The organism is Streptomyces sp. NPDC091209 (assembly GCF_044757755.1).
Taxonomy (GTDB): domain Bacteria; phylum Actinomycetota; class Actinomycetes; order Streptomycetales; family Streptomycetaceae; genus Streptomyces.
On record NZ_JBIVVR010000001.1, the window covers coordinates 1196053 to 1214449 of the forward strand.

At 70.7% G+C, this 18397-nt stretch carries 15 protein-coding genes and 1 tRNA gene; 9 read left to right on the plus strand and 7 right to left on the minus strand.

Features of this window, described 5'->3' with window-relative positions; all coding sequences use genetic code 11:
* The first annotated feature begins 13 nt into the window (after positions 1-13).
* Positions 14-1348, plus strand: a complete 1335-nt coding sequence (locus ACIQRL_RS05200) for an FHA domain-containing protein (protein ID WP_401327172.1) — start codon at positions 14-16, stop codon at positions 1346-1348.
* A gap of 746 nt (positions 1349-2094) precedes the next feature.
* Here the strand turns inward: ACIQRL_RS05200 and ACIQRL_RS05205 are convergent.
* Positions 2095-3093, minus strand: a complete 999-nt coding sequence (locus tag ACIQRL_RS05205) for a methyltransferase domain-containing protein (RefSeq protein ID WP_401327175.1) — start codon at positions 3091-3093, stop codon at positions 2095-2097.
* Positions 3094-3226: 133 nt separating this feature from the next.
* Between ACIQRL_RS05205 and ACIQRL_RS05210 the strand changes: the two genes are divergently transcribed.
* Positions 3227-3631 (plus strand): globin, encoded by a 405-nt coding sequence (locus ACIQRL_RS05210; RefSeq protein ID WP_401327178.1) that lies wholly within the window; start codon positions 3227-3229, stop codon positions 3629-3631.
* 138 nt (positions 3632-3769) lie between these two features.
* Here ACIQRL_RS05210 and ACIQRL_RS05215 read toward each other — a convergent pair whose 3' ends face one another.
* The 5 genes from ACIQRL_RS05215 to ACIQRL_RS05235 form a co-directional block, all read right to left on the minus strand.
* Entirely contained in the window at positions 3770-4519 is a 750-nt protein-coding gene (locus ACIQRL_RS05215) for a hypothetical protein (RefSeq protein WP_401327181.1), read from the minus strand.
* Positions 4516-4926 carry a thioesterase family protein gene (locus ACIQRL_RS05220; protein ID WP_355855780.1) on the minus strand — a complete coding sequence of 137 codons (411 nt, stop codon included), beginning with the start codon at positions 4924-4926 and terminating at the stop codon, positions 4516-4518. Before ACIQRL_RS05220 ends, ACIQRL_RS05215 begins: the two co-directional genes overlap by 4 nt.
* A 6-nt stretch (positions 4927-4932) precedes the next feature.
* Positions 4933-6597, minus strand: coding sequence for an energy-dependent translational throttle protein EttA (gene ettA, locus ACIQRL_RS05225; protein ID WP_266758857.1), 1665 nt, complete (start codon positions 6595-6597; stop codon positions 4933-4935).
* A gap of 402 nt (positions 6598-6999) precedes the next feature.
* Positions 7000-7212 carry a hypothetical protein gene (locus tag ACIQRL_RS05230; RefSeq protein ID WP_401327184.1) on the minus strand — a complete coding sequence of 71 codons (213 nt, stop codon included), beginning with the start codon at positions 7210-7212 and terminating at the stop codon, positions 7000-7002.
* A 446-nt stretch (positions 7213-7658) separates the two neighbouring features.
* On the minus strand, positions 7659-8549 hold the full coding sequence (locus ACIQRL_RS05235; RefSeq protein ID WP_401327186.1) for a prohibitin family protein: 891 nt from the start codon (positions 8547-8549) through the stop codon (positions 7659-7661).
* Between the two features lie 538 nt (positions 8550-9087).
* Here ACIQRL_RS05235 and ACIQRL_RS05240 point away from each other — a divergent pair.
* The 3 genes from ACIQRL_RS05240 to ACIQRL_RS05250 all read left to right on the plus strand — a co-directional run bounded on the left by ACIQRL_RS05240 (position 9088) and on the right by ACIQRL_RS05250 (position 11124).
* A complete protein-coding gene (locus ACIQRL_RS05240) occupies positions 9088-9897 on the plus strand; it encodes a hypothetical protein (RefSeq protein ID WP_401327189.1) in 810 nt (269 codons plus the stop codon).
* Between the two features lie 70 nt (positions 9898-9967).
* Positions 9968-10243: a hypothetical protein gene (locus ACIQRL_RS05245; RefSeq protein ID WP_401327191.1), complete on the plus strand. Its 276-nt coding sequence runs from the start codon at positions 9968-9970 to the stop codon at positions 10241-10243.
* A 596-nt stretch (positions 10244-10839) separates the two neighbouring features.
* Complete coding sequence (locus ACIQRL_RS05250; protein WP_326790949.1) at positions 10840-11124, plus strand: DUF1876 domain-containing protein; 285 nt, start codon at positions 10840-10842, stop codon at positions 11122-11124.
* A 706-nt stretch (positions 11125-11830) separates the two neighbouring features.
* On the opposite strand, the gene ACIQRL_RS05255 is transcribed toward ACIQRL_RS05250, so the two are convergent.
* Positions 11831-11906, minus strand: a tRNA-Arg gene (locus ACIQRL_RS05255).
* Between the two features lie 271 nt (positions 11907-12177).
* Here ACIQRL_RS05255 and ACIQRL_RS05260 point away from each other — a divergent pair.
* The 4 genes from ACIQRL_RS05260 to ACIQRL_RS05275 all read left to right on the plus strand — a co-directional run bounded on the left by ACIQRL_RS05260 (position 12178) and on the right by ACIQRL_RS05275 (position 18311).
* Positions 12178-13824 (plus strand): dynamin family protein, encoded by a 1647-nt coding sequence (locus ACIQRL_RS05260; RefSeq protein WP_401327193.1) that lies wholly within the window; start codon positions 12178-12180, stop codon positions 13822-13824.
* 185 nt (positions 13825-14009) lie between these two features.
* Positions 14010-16022: a GTPase gene (locus ACIQRL_RS05265; RefSeq protein ID WP_401327196.1), complete on the plus strand. Its 2013-nt coding sequence runs from the start codon at positions 14010-14012 to the stop codon at positions 16020-16022.
* Positions 16023-16154: 132 nt separating this feature from the next.
* Positions 16155-16646 carry a single-stranded DNA-binding protein gene (locus ACIQRL_RS05270; RefSeq protein ID WP_401327199.1) on the plus strand — a complete coding sequence of 164 codons (492 nt, stop codon included), beginning with the start codon at positions 16155-16157 and terminating at the stop codon, positions 16644-16646.
* Positions 16647-16904: 258 nt separating this feature from the next.
* Positions 16905-18311, plus strand: a complete 1407-nt coding sequence (locus tag ACIQRL_RS05275; protein ID WP_401327201.1) for a Cys-Gln thioester bond-forming surface protein — start codon at positions 16905-16907, stop codon at positions 18309-18311.
* The last annotated feature ends 86 nt before the right edge of the window (positions 18312-18397 follow it).

An 18397-nucleotide genomic window follows, 5' to 3' on the forward strand; every position in this document is an offset into this window, starting at 1 on the left:
GGGAAGCGCCGACATGCCGACATGCCCGAACGGACACCAGTCGGGTTCCGACGACTGGTGCGAGGTCTGCGGTCACCGCATGGCCGGTACCGTGCCCCCGCTCCCTCCCCCGCCGCCTCCCGGCGCCGGTTACGGCTACCCGACGCCCGGCTCGCCGCCGCCGGGACCCGGCGGCCGGTCCCACCAGCCCGGAATGCCGGGCGTCGACCCGGAGTTCTGCCCGCAGTGCCGTACGCCCCGTGAGGGGGCGGCGCCGTTCTGCGAGGAGTGCCGGTGGAACTTCCTGACCAACACCGCGACCTCGTACACACCGGCGGCACCGCGTCCGGCCGCCGGCGCGACGGGCGGCCCCGGTGGGCAGTCGCCGTACGGCGGTCCGGGTGGCCCCGGCGGTCAGGGTGGCCCTGGTGGCCCCGGTGGCCCCGGTGGCCAGAATCCCGCGCTGCGGTTCCAGCAGCAGGGGCCGGGACAGCCGGGCGGTCCGGGTGCCGGTGGCCCCGGTCACGACCCGTTCGAGTACCAGAGCTCGCGGCCCTCGCAGATGAACAGGCCGGCCGAACCGATTCCGCCGGGCCCGCAGGCCCAGCCGTACGGCGGTCCGCAGGGCTTCGGCGGCGACCCGTCGCGCCCGCCTCAGCAGGGCGGCCCCGGCGCGCAGCAGCAGGCCTACACCCAGCAGCCCCCGTCGCCCTTCACCCAGGGCGGACCGCCGCAGCAGGGCGGCCCGCAGTCCGGTGGCCCGGCCTTCGGCGGCGGTGACGACGACTGGGTGATCCCCCCGCCGTCGTCCGGTCCGCCCGGCGGCCCGGGTGGTCAGGGCGGCCCGAACGGCCCGGGCCAGGGCGGCTACGGCTACCCGCAGCCCGGCGCCACGCAGGCCCCGCCCGGTCCCGGTCCCGGCTACCAGCAACAGCAACAGCAACAGCAACAGCAACAGCAGTCTCTGTCCTGGAGCGCGACCATCGCACCGGACCGCGAGTACTTCATGGCGATGATGCAGCGCTCCGGGCCCGAGGCCGCGGGCCTGAACCTGCCCGCGTACTCGCCGGAGCTGCAGCGCCCGCTCCTCGGCAACCAGATCACCATCGGCCGCCGCCGGCACTCCACCGGCGAATCCCCGGACATCGACCTGTCGGTGCCCCCGGAGGACCCGGGCGTCTCGCACCAGCACGCGATGCTGGTCCAGCAACCGGGCGGCACCTGGGCGGTCGTCGACCAGAACTCGACGAACGGGACCACGGTCAACGGCGGCGAGGAGCCCATCCAGCCGTTCGTCCCGGTACAGCTCCAGGACGGCGACCGGGTACACGTGGGCGCCTGGACGACGATCACGATCCGCCGCGACTGACGTTCACCCGGGCGGCACGGGGCTGGGCAGCGTCCTGGGCACCCCGGCGGGCTGAACACCGTCTCGCCGGACCCTGGGGGCTGGGCATGATCCCGGCCACTCCGGGGCTGGGCATGATCCCGGCCACTCCGGGGCTGGGCATGATCCCGGCCGCTCCGGGGGCCGGGCGGCAGTCCGGCCACTCCCTCGGCCGGGCAGCATCGCGGCCATCCGGGGGCTGAGCTCCGGCTCGGCTGCCCCGCGGGTTGGGCAGCAGCCTGGCTACTCGGGGGCTAGGCAGCATCCCAGCCGGCCCGGGGGCTGAGCGGCGCCTCGGATACGCCGGGGCCGGGCGCCAGTCCGGCCACTCGGGGGGCTAAGCACCATCCCGAGAGCCCAGCGCCCTTCCTGCCACACCAGGGTCTGGGCATCACCTCGGCCACTCTGGGGCCGGTAAGCATCCCGGCCCGACTCCCCGGGGCCAGCCCGGCCACCCCCGGGGGGGCTGAACGCCGTCACACCGGTCCCCGGGGCCTGAAGTGCCACCCCGGCCGCTCCACGGGACAGGGCGCCCTCCCGGCCGCCCCGGAAGCTGAACACCGTCCCGGCGGACCTCAGGGGCTGAGCGCCGCCGCGGCCGCCGCGGAGCGGTGAACACCGTCCCGGCCGGATGAGCCGAGCAGGGCTTTCACGGCCGTTCCGGGTGATTTCCGGTGCCGGGGCCGTTCCTCGGGCCCCGGGGCGTGCAGAACCCCGTCGTGGGCGGCTCAGGGCAGCGGCCAGGTGTACGGCCCCTCGGGGTCGTCCAGCCAGGCCCAGACACCCTCTTCGCCGACCGTGACCCCGTACCGCTCCCGCTGCGGCCGCCCCTCGCGCTCCCACAGCGCGTAGGCGTCGTTCGGGTCCAGGCTGCCCGCCGTCAGGGCCAGCAGGAACCGGAACAGGTCCTGGCCGCGGGCCCGGCGCGGCACCCCGCCGGTCCGGGCCGGCTCCGGCTCCGGCCCGGACCGGGTGGCACCGCGCAGCGGCACGAAGAAGGCGGACGTGTGCAGGAAACGTCCCTCGGCATGCCCGGGGTCCCGCACCCGCAGCGCGATCAGGCCGGTGGCCAGCGGCGCGAGGATGCGGGCGCCCGGACGGCACTGGGGCATCCAGGGGCGCGGGATCGTGCTCAGCGTGCAGGTGGCGATGATCCGGTCGAAGGGAGCCCGCTCGGGCACCCCGCGTGCGCCGTCACCGGTGACGACGGTCGGGTGGTACCCGGCGACGGCCAGATGCCGTCGCGCGGCCTCGGTGATCTCCACGTCGAGGTCGACCGTGGTCACCAGGTCGTCGCCGAGACGGTACGCGAGCAGGGCCGCGTTGTAGCCGGTCCCGGCGCCGATCTCCAGGACGGCGTCCCCGTCCCGTACCGCCAGCTCGGTCAGCATCGTCGCCATCAGCGACGGCTGGCTGCTGGAGGAGACGAGTTCCCCGTCCCGCACCCGGGTCGCCAACGGGGCGTCCGCGTACGCGCCGCGCAGCCAGCGGTCCCTGGCCCGCGGGTCCGGGTCCTCGCCCCAGACGCGCTCGAAGCCACCGGTGACGCCGAGGTAGTAGTAGGGCACGAAGAGGTGGCGCGGGACGGCCTCGAAGGCCTCCCGCCAGACCGGGTCGTCCTCCCAGGCCCCGCTCCGGTCGATCTCGCGCACCAGGGACGCCCGCGCCAGATCGGCGAGGTCCTCGGGGCCGGGATCGGAATCATCGGCGAGAGCGTGCGCGCCCATACCTCCACTGTGCTGCCGGACGGGCCACGAAGCGAGCGCCGGCCCGGCCGATCCGGAGCGGGTGCGTCCGATGCGCTTCGTGCGTGGTCCTAAGCCTTGAGTCCTCGGTCACCCCGTCTGAGACCATGGGGGCGTGAAAGAGATTCGGCGCGGCACGCTTCAGGAGCAGACCTTCTACGAGCAGGTCGGCGGCGAGGAGACCTTCCGACGCCTCGTGCACCGTTTCTACGAGGGTGTCGCGGGCGATCCGCTGCTGAAGCCCATGTATCCCGAGGAGGATCTCGGCCCGGCCGAGGAGCGCCTCACGCTGTTCCTGATCCAGTACTGGGGCGGCCCGACGACGTACAGCGAGAACCGCGGCCATCCCCGGCTGCGGATGCGGCACGCCCCCTTCCAGGTCGACCAGGCGGCGCACGACGCCTGGCTGAAGCACATGCGCGTGGCGGTCGACGAGCTCGGCCTCTCCGAGGAGCACGAGCACACGCTGTGGAACTACCTGACGTACGCGGCCGCTTCGATGGTGAACACGGCGAGCTGACCGCCGCTTCGGACGGTCGCCCACCTCCACACGCCGGCGCGCGGCCAGCGGCCTCGGTTCACCGAGGAAAACGGTGAACCGAGGGGTTCGCTGAACGCGGGGGGTCGCTGAACGCGGGGGGTCGCTGAACGCGGGGGATCAGTGAACGCTGACGCCCAGCGCGCCAAGTCCCGCCCGGCGGACGGCGACCGACCCGAACGGTGTCCGCAGGCGCAGCCAGGCCCCCGACGAGTACAGCGCCAACGGGCTGACACTCGGCGGGCTTGCGCTCAACGCGCCTCCGCCCGAGGGGACTTGCCCCGGAGCGGACGAGGACGCGGCCGTCGGCGGTACGGGCCGCAGGAAGCCCAGCGACTGCGCGGCATGCGCGGCGCGCACGGGAAGTCCGGTGTCACCGATCGGCCGGGACCATATCTCCCGCCCGAGACGGTCGAGTTCGGCACGGGTCCGCAGCTCGGGCGCCAACTCCTCGGTGCGCGACCGGAATTCGGCCACAGCGGCGGCGACCTTGGCGCGTACGGCGTCCGGGGCGGGCAGCCCCGGCTCCTGCCGCCAGCCGCCGCGGGGCGGCAGCACGCCGGCCCACGGAGGCCCGGTGACCGCGACGGGAACGCCGACGGTGGCCGCCGACTCCTCGACGGACTCCAGGAGTTCACCGGCGGACACGGTCACGTCGAGGGTGACGTCGAGCCCGTTCTCGTACGGCTTGGCGAGCCGCGCCGTACGGATCGCGAGGACCTCGAACGACGGCGGCCGGCCGAAGACCGCGAGCGTGGTGCCGTGCGCCTGGAGGCGCACGGCGGCCGCGCGGTCGTAGTGGACGAGCCGGGAGAGGAAAGCGGCGAGATCGGCCGCTTCCCCCGCGTCGGCGAGGTGCAGGACGGTCATGCCGCGACGGCCTCGTCCTCGTCGTCGCGGTACGACTCCAGGAAGTCGCGTTCCTCGGCCGTGATCCGGCGAGGGCGCTGCTGCTCGAAGTCGAACGGCACGATCACCGTGGCGGCCGTGACGTAGACCTGGTCCGGGTCCTTCACCTCGTAGGCGATCGTGAAGGACGCGGCCCGGATCTGCGTCACCCAGAGCTCGATGTCCACCGGCGCGTGCCGGTGGACGAGCTGCCGCTTGTAGTCGATCTCATGGCGCGCCACCACGGACCCCTGCTTGAAGTCCTTCTCCGGGCGGAACAGGAAGTCGATACGGGCTTCCTCCAGGTAGCGGAGGAACACCACGTTGTTGACGTGGCCGTACGCGTCCATGTCCGCCCAGCGCAGCGGGCAGCGATAGATGTGGCGCAAGATCGATCAGCCCCGGGTCAGCTTCTTGTAGGTGGCGCGGTGCGGGCGTGCGGCGTCCGCGCCGAGCCGCTCGACCTTGTTCTTCTCGTACGACTCGAAGTTGCCCTCGAACCAGTACCACTTCGACTCACCCTCGTACGCGAGGATGTGCGTCGCGACCCGGTCCAGGAACCAGCGGTCGTGGGAGATGACCACGGCCGCACCGGGGAACTCCAGCAACGCGTTCTCGAGCGACGACAGGGTCTCCACGTCGAGGTCGTTGGTGGGCTCGTCGAGGAGCAGCAGGTTGCCGCCCTCCTTGAGGGTCAGCGCCAGGTTCAGCCGGTTGCGCTCACCACCGGAGAGGACACCCGCGGGCTTCTGCTGGTCCGGGCCCTTGAAGCCGAAGGCGGACACATAGGCCCGCGACGGCATCTCGACCTGACCGACGTTGATGTAGTCGAGCTCGTCGGAGACGACGGCCCACAGCGTCTTCTTGGGGTCGATGTTGGCGCGGCTCTGGTCGACGTAACTGATCTTGACCGTCTCGCCGACCTTGATCGCGCCGGTGTCCGGCGTCTCCAGGCCCTGGATCATCTTGAACAGCGTGGTCTTGCCGGCGCCGTTCGGGCCGATGACACCGACGATGCCGTTGCGCGGCAGCGTGAAGCTGAGGTCGTCGATGAGGACCTTGTCGCCGAAGGCCTTGGAGAGGTTCTGGACCTCGACGACGATGGAGCCCAGGCGCGGGCCCGGCGGGATCTGGATCTCCTCGAAGTCCAGCTTCCGCATCTTGTCGGCCTCGGCCGCCATCTCCTCGTAACGGGCGAGGCGGGCCTTGGACTTGGTCTGACGGCCCTTGGCGTTGGACCGGACCCACTCCAGCTCTTCCTTGAGCCGCTTGGCGCGCTTCTCGTCCTTGCGGCCCTCGACCTTGAGGCGGGAGGCCTTCTTGTCGAGGTACGTGGAGTAGTTGCCCTCGTAGGGGATCGCGCGGCCGCGGTCCAGTTCGAGGATCCACTCGGCGACGTTGTTCAGGAAGTACCGGTCGTGAGTGACGGCGACGACGGCGCCCGCGTACTTCGTGAGGTGCTGCTCCAGCCAGTTCACCGACTCGGCGTCGAGGTGGTTGGTGGGCTCGTCGAGGAGGAGCAGGTCCGGAGCCTCGATCAGCAGCTTGCAGAGCGCCACGCGGCGCTTCTCGCCACCGGAGAGGTTGGTGACCGGCCAGTCGCCGGGCGGGCAGCCCAGCGCGTCCATGGCCTGCTCGAGCTGCGCGTCGAGGTCCCAGGCGTTGGAGTGGTCCAGGTCGTCCTGGAGCTTCCCCATCTCCTCCATGAGCGCGTCCGAGTAGTCGGTCGCCATCAGCTCGGCGACCTCGTTGAAGCGGTTGAGCTTGCCCATCAGCTCGGCGGCACCGTCCTGGACGTTCTCCAGGACCGTCTTGGACTCGTCCAGCTCCGGCTCCTGCATGAGGATGCCGACGCTGAAGCCGGGCGACAGGAACGCGTCACCGTTGGAGGGCTGCTCGATGCCCGCCATGATCTTGAGAACGGTGGACTTACCGGCACCGTTGGGACCGACCACGCCGATCTTCGCACCCGGGAGGAAGCTCAGGGTGACGTCGTCGAGGATCACCTTGTCGCCGTGCGCCTTGCGCGTCTTGCGCATGGTGTAAATGAACTCAGCCAAGAGAAACCGTCCGGACGCTTGAAATCGGCAGTGGGCAGATACACCCCATCTTGCCTGACGGCTAGCCCTCGGGGGAAACGCGTTCGGTCACGGGGCCGTGACCTGGCCGTTCATCGACCGCCCTGATAGCTGTCCTGTCACTGGTTGTCACCGCCGGTCGCTGTCGAGCGACCTCGCACGGCCCAGGGACGGCCCAGGACTCGGCCAGCTGGTGCCCACGCCGGAGCAGGATGCGACGGCTCGCCGATCACTCAAGAGGTTGGGGAGCGACTGGGAGCTGTTCGCTGTGGAGCCAGTCAAAAGTGCGGTCCGGTTCGAGGTGGGCTTGTCCCCAATGGATGGCATGGATGCCGCTCTCGACGTCGGCCGTGAAGAACACGCAGACCAGCTTCGTCGAGGCCCCTAGCTCCTCAGGTACTCCCGCACGGCCTCCGCGAGGGTCACACCGTAGGGACTCCGCTTCTTCAGTCCGGCTGTGAGGTGCGTGGCGTGAGCCTTCGCATGAGCCTTGGCCAGCTGCACCGGGACCGCCGCAGCGAGCCTGCCGGCCTGCTGCCCAAACCGCTCGATCGCCCAGACCGACGGCGCGACCGGACCGCCACCCAGCACTGACATACAGCGCCCCCTCCCCCTGGTCACCCACCTCTCAACTGTTTGACACGTACACGAAGGGCACACAAGGAAGCAATCCGGCCACGGAGGAAGGAAGGGGGACCACAAGGCGGCGGGCAGATCAGGCGACATCCGCCTTGCAAGGGTGGACGTGGTCGATCGCGGGGATGTCCAGGTCACTCCGGCCGTAGCACCGGCCCGGCTCATCGGCGCATCTCGACCGTGGCGGGCCGTCGTTGACCGTGGTTGACCGCACTATGTGGCACGACTGCTGCACGCACAGAGTGGCTACAGGCGTAGAAGGCGCCTTACCTCGTCAGGCCCGCCCTGGTGGCGACCAGCGCCTTTCCCCGAAACCAGCAGTTCGCTGGGCAGACTTCGACACGTCGGCCCTCGCCCTCCCGCTCGGGGGGCGAAAGCCGAGAGACGTCATGGACCAGACAGCGGCATCACTTCTTCCGGCCGTCCACGATGACCGGCGTGCCGTTGGAGTCCGTACCGCACGGCACCGCGTACACCGGGTTGGACTTCGCGGCTTCCTTGTACGCCTCGAGGCACTGGTTGTACAGCACCTTGTCGCTCAGCGACTGCTCGATGATCTTGTTGGCGCGGGCGATGCCCTCCGCCTCGATCCGCTTGCGCTCCGCCTCCGCCTTGGCCGTACGCGCCGCCTCGGTGGCCCGCTCGGTGGCCTGCTCCTGCTGGATCTTCTTGTCGATCTGGTCCTGCAACTTCTTCGAGGGCCTCACATTGCGCAGATTGACGGAAGTGACGTCGATGCCGCGTGGTGCCAATCGCTCCTTGACAAGGCCCGCGATCTCCGAGCCGATCTGTTCGCGGGCGGACGCATAGCCTTCCTCGCTGGTGTGCTTCGCGAAGACGTTGCGGATGATCTCGCGGCTGTCCGGCAACACCAGCCGACCCTCGACAGCCTCCTCGCTGCCCGCCAGCCGGTACAGCGCGACCGCCTTGGCCGGCACCACGGCCCACTTGATGGTGACGTCCGCGTAGAGCACACCGCCCTGCGAGGAGCGGACCTCAACCACGTCCTTGTCGATGAGGTCGAGGTCCACCGGGCGGGTGGAGAAGGACGTGACGTCGGTGAACGGTGACTTGAAGTGGATGCCCGAGACCATCGGTGCCCCGATCCTGCCGAAGGTCACCGGCACGCCGACCTCGGAGGCACTCACGACATGGACACAGGCGAAGGCGCCCGCCAGTAGCCCCGCCACGGCACTGAGTGCCGCCCCGAGTCTCCAACGGCCCGCGGCAGTGGGGCCCCGGCCGACGAGAAAGAGCACTACCGCCGCTATGAGCAGCACGATGGACAGCACGAACACGGAGATCCCCCTCTGGAAACGTTTCCGCGCCTCCTTGGGCGCGGCCCCGGCGCATCGTAGCGATCCCGGGGCCGGGCCGTGTGCAGCTCAACCCGCTCAAGAATCACGGGAGTTGACTCGGCGCCGGTGCGGGAGTCGGCGGACGACGCGCCCTGCGAGCAAAGCGTCCGACGCCGAGCCCGGCAGCGGCCTCTCGCGGTCGGCAGCAGCGGCCCAGTGCGCATGATTCCGGTCAAGTGGCCGACTTCACATGGCTCGTTCGGCCCGCGCGATACCCCTCGTCAAAACGGGGCGAACCATCCAAGGTTCACCATGGGACCACCATATGCAGGCAATGAGTCATTTATGCCACAGACGCGAGGGCGCCGGTCACAGGAAGTTGATCTTGTTGACCCCCGGGCAACCGTGTGAAGATCCCCCGGCCGACGAGATCGGCACAGACCAAACAGGGGGAACTGTTTTGCACATATCGAGAGTTGGACATCTGACCCTCGTTGCCGGGGCGGCGGCACTGACCATGCTCGCCACACCCTGCGCCATGGCTGACACGTCATCACACACCGCGACACCGTCGACGGTGATCGAGAAGGCGACGGGCACGCAGGAAATTCTCAAGGGCTCGGGCACGGTGGCCGCAGAAGGCGCCCGGGTGTCGCTTCCGACCCGCGCCGACGATCCGATCAGCGCGACCAAGGGAGAGGACACCGTCCAACTCGCCCTTCCCGGGGTCGGCGAGAAGGAAGCCTCCAGCACGAGCGGCACGACCGTCTTCGCCGGCCGCGACGACTCGGTCTCCACCGCCGCGCAGGCGACGACGGACGGCGGCTTCCGCGCGCTCTTCACTCTGGAAGACGCCAACGCTCCACGACAGCAGTCGTTCAAGCTGACGCTGCCGGCGGGTGCCACGATTCGGCAGACCGCCGAGGGCGGCCTGGTCGTCTTCGACGCCTCCGGAGAGATCATCGGCGGACTGGAGACGCCCTGGGCGAAGGACGCCAACGGCGCCCCGGTGCCCACCGCTTACCAGGTCGAGGGAGACACCGTCACCCAGACCGTGGAGACCGGTGCGAACACCGTGTACCCCATCGTCGCCGACCCGAAGTGGACCTGGGGAATCATCAGCGGAACGGTCTACTTCAACAAGAAGGAGACGGCCCACCTGGCTTCCAACGCCGGGTTCGTGGCCGTGCTGTTCGCGGCCGCTCCGCCGCCGTTCGATGCGTACGGCATCCTGAACGCGGCGAACATATCCCGGGTGGCCTGGAACGCGGGCTCCGACGGCAAGTGCGTCGAGGTGAAGGTGCCGACCTTCCTTCCGTACGAATACAAGGGCGGATACTGCAAGTAGATCCGCCGTACGTCACGGGGTACATCGCGGGGAGTACACCGCGGGGAAGCAGAGAGGGCACACGCAGGTTATGGACAGCTTTGCAGGACCGACCATCCTGGTATTGGTCGCCGCGGTGATCGTCGTTCTCAAGTACCGTCGGCGCGCGGCTGGGCAGGTTCCCCTGCTCGCGGTCAGCGGAACGCCCGGGCGGATCGCCGTGGCCGTGGCCTTCGCGGTCGGCTGCGCCTGGGCCTGGTCTCAAGGTCCCTCGGTCATCAACGCAGGTGTCCTGGGCCTGAGCCTTGCCCTGCTGACCGCGGCCGCCGCCGAATTCCTGGCGCGCAGGAGCGCCCGGCGCATGTGATGAGCGCGGGCGCCTGAAGGGCGACCCGGCGAGTCCGCAGGACGCGGTCCGCAGGACGCGGTCCGCAGGACCGGACGGCTTCGGCATCGGTGGCACGCGTGTGTCGCCGAGTCGAACCAGGCAAAGGGCCGGCCCGGGAGGGAAACCTCCTGAGCCGGCCCTTTGTTCTGTGCCTCCGTCCGGCAGCGTTGATGTCAGCGGCGGAGGGAAGAAACCGGCGGCCGCACGGCGTCGCTGCCCCTGGCCATACGGCTGATCATGTTCGCGCTCGGCTCGCTCACGACCAGTTCTGCCTCCTCGGCGACGCCGTGGAGGACCGTCTGCCGGCCCCTGATCCTTGCCAGGCCCGCGTTCCTGGTCCCGGGCCCGCGCCGCCCGTCCACGGGCACCTCACAGGTCTTCGTCGGCGCTCCGGGACCGGCCCGGCACCGCCGTCGGCACCACCCGCCGGCACGGCCCCACCACTCGGTGTGACCCCCTGCGGCCTCGCCTCGTGCCCCGCCTGTCCGAGGAGGACACTTCTTCCTAGGGGCTCCATCAGTCTCCGCGGGGGTTCACCGGGGGCAACGGCTTCGGAGGTGATCGCGATGACACAGATGACAGCGATGCAGGCACGGACCACGGTCGGCTGGCACGTCGAAATGGAGTTCCAGGAGGACGACCACCGCACCCGCGCGGCCGCCCTGCTGCGCCTCCCCGACGGCAGCGAGGTACGCGCCCACGGCTACGCCAGCCGCCACCCCTCCGACTCGAACCAGCCCAGGGTCGGCGAGGAGGTCGCGGGCGCGAGGGCACTGAACGAACTCGCCATGCAACTGCTGACGAAGGCCCACGACGAGATCGACGCGGCTTCTGGCAGGACATCACACACGCTGAGGTGACCGGGACGGCCGTCTCGGCTGGGCCGATCCGGAGAGGGGCCGGCCTGATGGCGACAGCCTCGGCCATGTGTCGGCGACCTCGATGAGCGCGAACCAAGGGGCGGCGCTCCTCGACCGGCTCCGGCGCCGGCCGCGGAGGACCGCGGCTGCGTCCCGCGCTGACGCGCATCCTGCGGCAGCACATCGAGGACGAACAGCTCAAGCCCGGTGACCTGCTGTTCCAGGGGGAGACGGGCGGGATTCTCGCGGGTTCGGTCAGCCGCCGAGCGTGGCGCAGTGCGCGCAAGGGCGTCATGCCCCCGCAGGTCTGCGAGTCGCCCACAGGAAGGCGGGTCTACGACAACCGGCACACGCGCCTGACGAAGTGGCTCAACGACGGGATTCCACCCGCCCAGGTGGCGGACTGGGCCGGAAACAGCGTCCCGGCGCTCCTGGCGACCTACGCGCGATGCGTCGAGGGGCAGCTGCCTGACCTGAAAAGGCGCCTCGAAGCCGCCGGAGATCTTCCCGAGCGGCCCGATCCGGCCTGAGGCTTCTCGCCGAAAACTTCGACACGTATTCGACAGGGCCACCCGCGAAAACCCGGTGCCAGCCGGACGGCCCCGGACCTTCCCCTTGATCATCGGGGAGGTGTTCGGGGCTTCGTCGTATCGAGTGAGACATGTCCTGACCAGCAAAAAGCCCTCCCCAAAGGGAGGGCGGAGACTGGCGCCCCCGGCAGGACTCGAACCTGCGGCCAAGCGCTTAGAAGGCGCCTGCTCTATCCACTGAGCTACGGGGGCCGGGTGTGTCGGCCTGTGTCCTGGTGCCCGGGTGTGGGCCGATCCTTGACCTTGCCGGGGACAAGAATAGGGCTCCCGCATCCCTGTCCCTCATGCTTCGCCTCCGTGGCTCAATGTGGAGGTTCAGTGAAGCGGTCCTGATAATCGCAGGCAGGTACGAATCGTGCACCGCTTTTGGCGTCTCGCGCATCGGGTGTTGTGCACTCGTTATGCCTGCGCCCCAGTCGTCCCTTCCGCCCCGTCTGTCCTGTCGGCGCGCAGACATACCCATATGCTTCAGAAAGACTCCAAAATTGGGCATTCTTCGCATGTGGTGACCTTGGACGTACGGCCTCAGCTGCTCGACGCACTTTCCGCCCTGCGCGACCGTGTCGCCGCCGCACGCTTTCCGCTGCCCCTGGCAGGGGCTCCACGCGCGCGTGCCAACCGCGACGAACTGCTCGCACAGCTCGACGACTATTTGGTGCCCCGGTTGAGAGAACCCGAAGCACCCCTTCTCGCCGTCATCGGAGGGTCCACCGGTGCCGGCAAGTCGACCCTCGTCAACTCCCTTGTGGGGCGCCGGGTCAGCGAAGCGGGCGTACTGCGCCCGACGACCCGTACGCCGGTGCTGGTGTGCCATCCGGAGGACCATCACTGGTTCAGCGGCATGCGCGTGCTGCCCCAGCTCACCCGCGTGTGGGTGCCCCATCAGGAACCCGGCGACGATCTTCCCGCCCCCACCGAACACGGGGAGCGGGTGTTGCGTATCGAGACCGCCGACACGCTCCCCCGCGGCCTCGCCCTCCTCGACGCGCCCGATGTCGATTCCCTGGTGGCCGACAATCGCGTGCTGGCCGCCGAACTGATCTGCGCGGCCGACATCTGGGTGATGGTGACCACGGCCGCGCGGTACGCAGACGCCGTGCCGTGGCATCTGCTGCGCACCGCCAAGGAACAGAAGGCGACCCTGGTGACGGTCCTGGACCGGGTGCCGCACCAGGTGGTGTCCGAGGTCTCGCGGCAGTACGGCGCACTGCTCGCCAAGGCGGGACTCGGTGAGGCACCCCGCTTCACCGTGCCCGAACTGCCCGAGTCCGCCTGGGGCGGCGGCCTGCTGCCCGCCACGGCCGTCGCACCGCTGCGTACGTGGCTCACGCACCAGGCCCAGGACCCGGGTGCCCGCCACGGGGCGATGGCCCGTACGGCCCGCGGTGCCCTCGACTCCCTGAAGTCGCGGATGCCGGAACTGGCCAGCGCCGCCGCCGCTCAGTACGCCGCCGCGACGCGGCTCACCGCGGCCGTCGACGGGGCGTACGACAGCGAGCACACGCGCGCGAAGGGGCGTCTGCAGGCCGGGGCCGTGCTCTCCGGGGACGCTCTCAAGCGCTGGCGCGCCTATCCCCTCGACTGCACCGCCGAGGAACTGCTGGACGCGCTCGTGGAGAGCCTGTCCGCCCTGCTGCTGTGCTCCGTCGCCGCCGCCGACGAACGCGTGGACGACGCCTGGCGTCGCGAACCGGCCTCGGGGGCTCCAGGGCTGACGGATCGTGATCCGACACTGGAGAGCGCCGAGCACCGGATCGGTCTGTCCGTACGGCGCTGGCGGCGCGTCCTGGAGGAGTACGCCGAGGACGAGGTGCGCGATCTCGACAAGAGTGTCGCGCCGGACCCCGCGGTCGTGGCCGCGCTGGTCGCCACGGCGCTCCTGGGCGGCCGCAGGGCGCGCAGCGCGGGCGAGGGGCTCGCCGAGCGGATCGGGGCGCACGGCGCGCTGCGGCTGCGCGACAAGGGCGGCCGGTTGCTCACGGACCTCATCGACAAGGCGCTGCAGGCCGAACGCGAGCGCCGTCTCGCCCCCCTTGAAGCGCTCGAGGTCCATCCGGAACCCCAGGCCGGACTCATCGCCGCGCTGTCCGTACTGCAGAAGGAGAGGTGACCGCGGTGACTGCCGTCACTGACCACACGGATCAGGCCGACCGCCCCGGAGACGAGCGACCCGAGAACGGCCGTCCCGAAAACGGCCGTCCCGAAGACACGCGTCCCGCAGATGGCCGCCCCTCGGATGGCCGCCCCGAAGACGACCACTCCGAAGACGGCGCCCCTGAAAACGCCCCCTCCGGGATGAGCACTCCGGGCACGCCGGGTACACCGGGCACCCCGAGCACGACGAGCACGACGAGCGCCGAGAACGCTTCGGAGAACCGTTCGGAGAACGGTCCGCCCGGTGCGGCGCGTTCCGGGGCCGGGTCCAGGACGGACACCGAGGGAGGCACGACGGACACCGAGGAAGCCGAGGGAGGCGTCGGCGGCAACGCCGCACGGAACGGCGGCGCGGCCGGACGGGACACCCCGCAGGACACGTCCGAAGCGGAGCTCCGCGCGCGCGGGGAGGGCGACGACCCGGCACGCGCGGAGGACGGCCCCGTCTGGGACGACGGCCTCATCGCGCGACGCGTGGCCGAAGGGGCCCCCGGCCGCTACCAGGCGCCTTTGGTGGAGGCCAAAGCCGCCGTCTCGGCGGTGCCCGCCCCCCTCGCGTACGACGGGCCGCTGCGCTCGCGCCTGGACGCGCTCCGCGAACTGGTGGGCCTCTCCCGCGCCCGTCTCGACAGCAGGACGCTCGCCGAGGCGGGCCGGGTCCTGGACGAGGCGGCGGCCCGCCGCAAACTCTCCGGGGAGCACACCGTCGTCGCTATCGCCGGGGCCACGGGCAGCGGCAAGTCGCAGCTCTTCAACGCGCTCGCGGGCGTGGCCATTTCTGAGACCGGCGTGCGCAGGCCGACCACCTCCGCCCCCATCGCGTGCACGTGGAGCGACGGCGCGGCCACCCTCATCGACCGGCTCGGCATCCCCGGGCGGCTGCGCAGACGCCCGCTGCAGAGCGCGGAGGCGGAGGCACAGCTGCGCGGCCTGGTCCTGGTCGACCTGCCCGACCACGACTCCGCGGCCGTGCAGCACCGCGAGCAGGTGGACCGCGTCCTGGCGCTCGTCGACGCGGTCATCTGGGTGGTGGATCCGGAGAAGTACGCGGACGCCGTCCTCCATGAGCGCTATCTGCGGCCCCTGGCCGGGCACGCGGAGGTGACCTTCGTGGTCCTCAACCAGGTGGACCGGCTCCCCGGAGAGGCCGCCGACCAGGTGCTCGACGATCTGCGGCGGCTGCTCGACGAGGACGGCATCGCGCTCGGCGAGTACGGCGAACCGGGCGCGACCGTCCTCTCGCTGTCCGCGCTCACCGGGGCCGGAGTTCCCGAACTGCGGGAGTGTCTCGGCCAGTTCGTGGCGGAACACGGGGCCGCCGCACGGCGGATCTCGGCCGATCTCGACGCGGCCGCCGCACGGCTGCGGCCCGTCTACGCGACCGGGCGGCGGGTCGGGCTCAGCGAGGAGGCACGCGACGAGTTCGCGGACCGGCTCGCGGACGCCGTGGGCGCCGTCGCGACCGGTGAGGCCGCCGAGCGGGCCTGGCGGCGCAACGCCAACCGCGCGTGCGGCACGCCCTGGCTGCGGCTGTGGCGCTGGTATCTGGAGCGGCGCGAGCCCCCGACCGGGCGCCTGCCCGTGCGCGCTCCCGCGGACGAGGAGGCCACCGCGCGTCAGCGTGTCGAGCAGGCGGTACGGACAGTCGCGGACCGGGCCGCGTACGGACTTCCGGCGCCCTGGGCCCAGGCGGTGCGTGAGGCCGCCGTACGGGGCGCACAGGGGCTGCCCGAGGCACTGGACCACATGGCGGCACGCGCGACGGCTCCGGCGGGACGGCCGCCGCGGCCCGGCTGGTGGCCCGTCGCGGTGCTGGCGCAGGCCGCGATGACGATCCTCCAGGTCATCGGCGGACTCTGGCTGGTGGGCCAGATCATCGGGGTCATGTCACCGAACCTGGGGGTTCCGGTGCTGTTGATGGTGTCGGGCATCGTCGGCGGCCCGGTCGTCGAGTGGGGCAGCAGAATGGCGGCCCGCGGGCCGGCCAGACGCTACGGCCTGGAAGCGGAACGCCGATTGCGCGAGGCTGCCGCCGGGTGCGGAAGAGCGCGGGTGCTGGATCCCGTGGCCGCGGAGCTGCTGCGCTACCGCGAGGTACGGGAGCAGTACGGCCGGGTCATGGGGACGGCGACGGCGGGTACTCCGGTCAGGTGACGCGGTTTTCCACAACCGGCCGGTAGCACACAGCGCCCAGCGGGCCCGGCCCGGCGGAGGCAGTCTGATCCCGCGGCGATCGCAGCGCATGCGCTCGCCGCGGCAGACGGATTCGCACGGGAGGGATGCACGATGAACGAGACCATGGTGTGCGCGGTGGGCAATGTGGCGACACGGCCCGTGTACCGGGAATTGGCGAACGGCGCGTCGGCGCGGTTCAGGCTGGCGGTGACCTCGCGGTACTGGGACCGCGAGAAGAGCGGGTGGACGGACGGACACACCAACTTCTTCACGGTGTGGGCCAATCGAGCGCTCGCCACGAACGTGGGAGCCTCGGTGTCGGTGGGCGACCCCGTCATCGTGCAGGGCCGGCTGAAGGTGCGCACCGAGACGCGTGACGGGGAGAACTGGACGTCGGCGGAGATCGACGCGGTGGCGATCGGCCACGACCTCTCCCGCGGTACGTCGGCCTTCCGGCGCCCGTCCAAGGAGGGCGAGCCGGCTGCGGCCCACCGCCCCGAGCCCAGTTGGGAATCGGCGCCCGACACCCCACCCGGCGGCGCGCCCGGCACTCCGCCCGGCAGCGCCCCCCAACAGCGGCCCGAACCGGTTGGGGTGACGTGATGTCAGAGAGAGCCACGATCTGACCGAACTGCGGCTTATCGACAAATACACTGCGAACACCCCTCGTAGATTTGTCGATAGGCCCAGCTCACCGACGTGATCGCGATAACGATTCCGAGTCGGATCGGTTATCGGATGACATGACCGGGGAGAGCGATGCACCGCTTCTTTAGGATGCCGAACACAGCTCTCGGGGCTTCTGATTCTGCTGGCGGGACCGTCCCCCATGTCAAAGGGTCCTGCTCGAAGGGGAATTCTGTGTCTTCTGCGTTCTCTGCGTTGTCCGCGCGCGGTCGAGGGGCGGCCCGCCTCGCCGCCGCGGCGTTGGTGTGGGGGCTCGCGGCCGCGGGGACGATCGCCGCAGCCGGTACGGCCGCCGCCGACGGGACCCCGCAGAGCCAGGGTGGAGCGACCGCCACCATCGGCGACCTGAAGACATACGGGTCGGCGGTCATCCATGAGAACGGCGAGGACTCCTGGGTCTCGGCCGGCCTGTTCGAGATGTCCGTCGACAACGGCGGCATGCTGCAGACCTACTGCATCGACCTCCACAACCCGACACAGCGGGACGCCAGATACCAGGAGACCTCCTGGAGCGGCACATCGCTGAACGGCAACAAGGACGCGGGCAGGATCCGCTGGATCCTGCAGAACTCGTACCCGCAGGTCAACGACCTGGCGGCGCTGGCCCAGGAGGCCGGTGCCACCGGCCTCACCGAGCAGGACGCGGCGGCCGGTACGCAGGTGGCCATCTGGCGGTTCTCGGACGGCGCCGACGTGGAGGCCGCGGACCCGCGGGCGGAGAAGCTCGCGGACTATCTGCAGAAGAACGCGCGGAACCTGCCGGAGCCCGAGGCCTCGCTGACGCTCGCGCCGGCCGCGGTCTCCGGCCACCCGGGCGAGCGGCTCGGCCCGGTCACGGTGCACACCAACGCGGGCAGAGTGACGGTGACACCCCCCACCGACACCGCCGCCAGCGGGGTGAAGGTCGTGGACAAGGACGGCAAGGCGATCACCTCCGCGGTCGACGGCAGCCGGCTCTTCTTCGACGTGCCGAAGGACAGCACGGACGGTTCCGCGTCGCTCACCGTGCAGGCCTCCACGACCGTGCCGGTCGGCCGGGCCTTCACCTCGGACACCCGCAGTCAGACGCAGATCCTCGCGGGCTCCAGCGAGTCCACCGTGTCCGCAACGGCCACAGCGACCTGGGCCGCGAAGGGTGCGATACCCGCCCTGTCCGCCCAGAAGAACTGCGCCAAGGGCGGTGTGGACATCACGGCGGCCAACAAGGGCGACGAGGCGTTCACCTTCGACCTGATGGGTGTCGAGCACACCATCGCGGCGGGCGCGTCCCAGACGGTCACCATCCCGTTGCAGGAGGACCAGGCGTACGACTTCGGCATCGGCGGCCCGAACGGCGTCGAGAAGCGGTTCAAGGGCGTGCTGGACTGCAAGACCCAGGGTGCCGCGACCGATGTCTCGACCCAGACCCTCAGCGAGCCGAGCCCGGCGTCGGTGGGCGGCTCCAGCGGCGGCACCGACCTCGCCGAGACCGGCGGCTCCGACGCGACGCCGATCATCGCGGGCGCAGCCATCGCCCTCGTCGTGATCGGCGGGGCCGTGGTGGTCCTCGTCCGCAGGAAGCAGACACCGCCGCAGATCTGATCGGCCCGGCACCCCGACCACCGGGCCACCCGGCTACCCAGCCACAAGGCTGCTCTGTGCCGCACGGGCGCTCTACCGCACCCGTC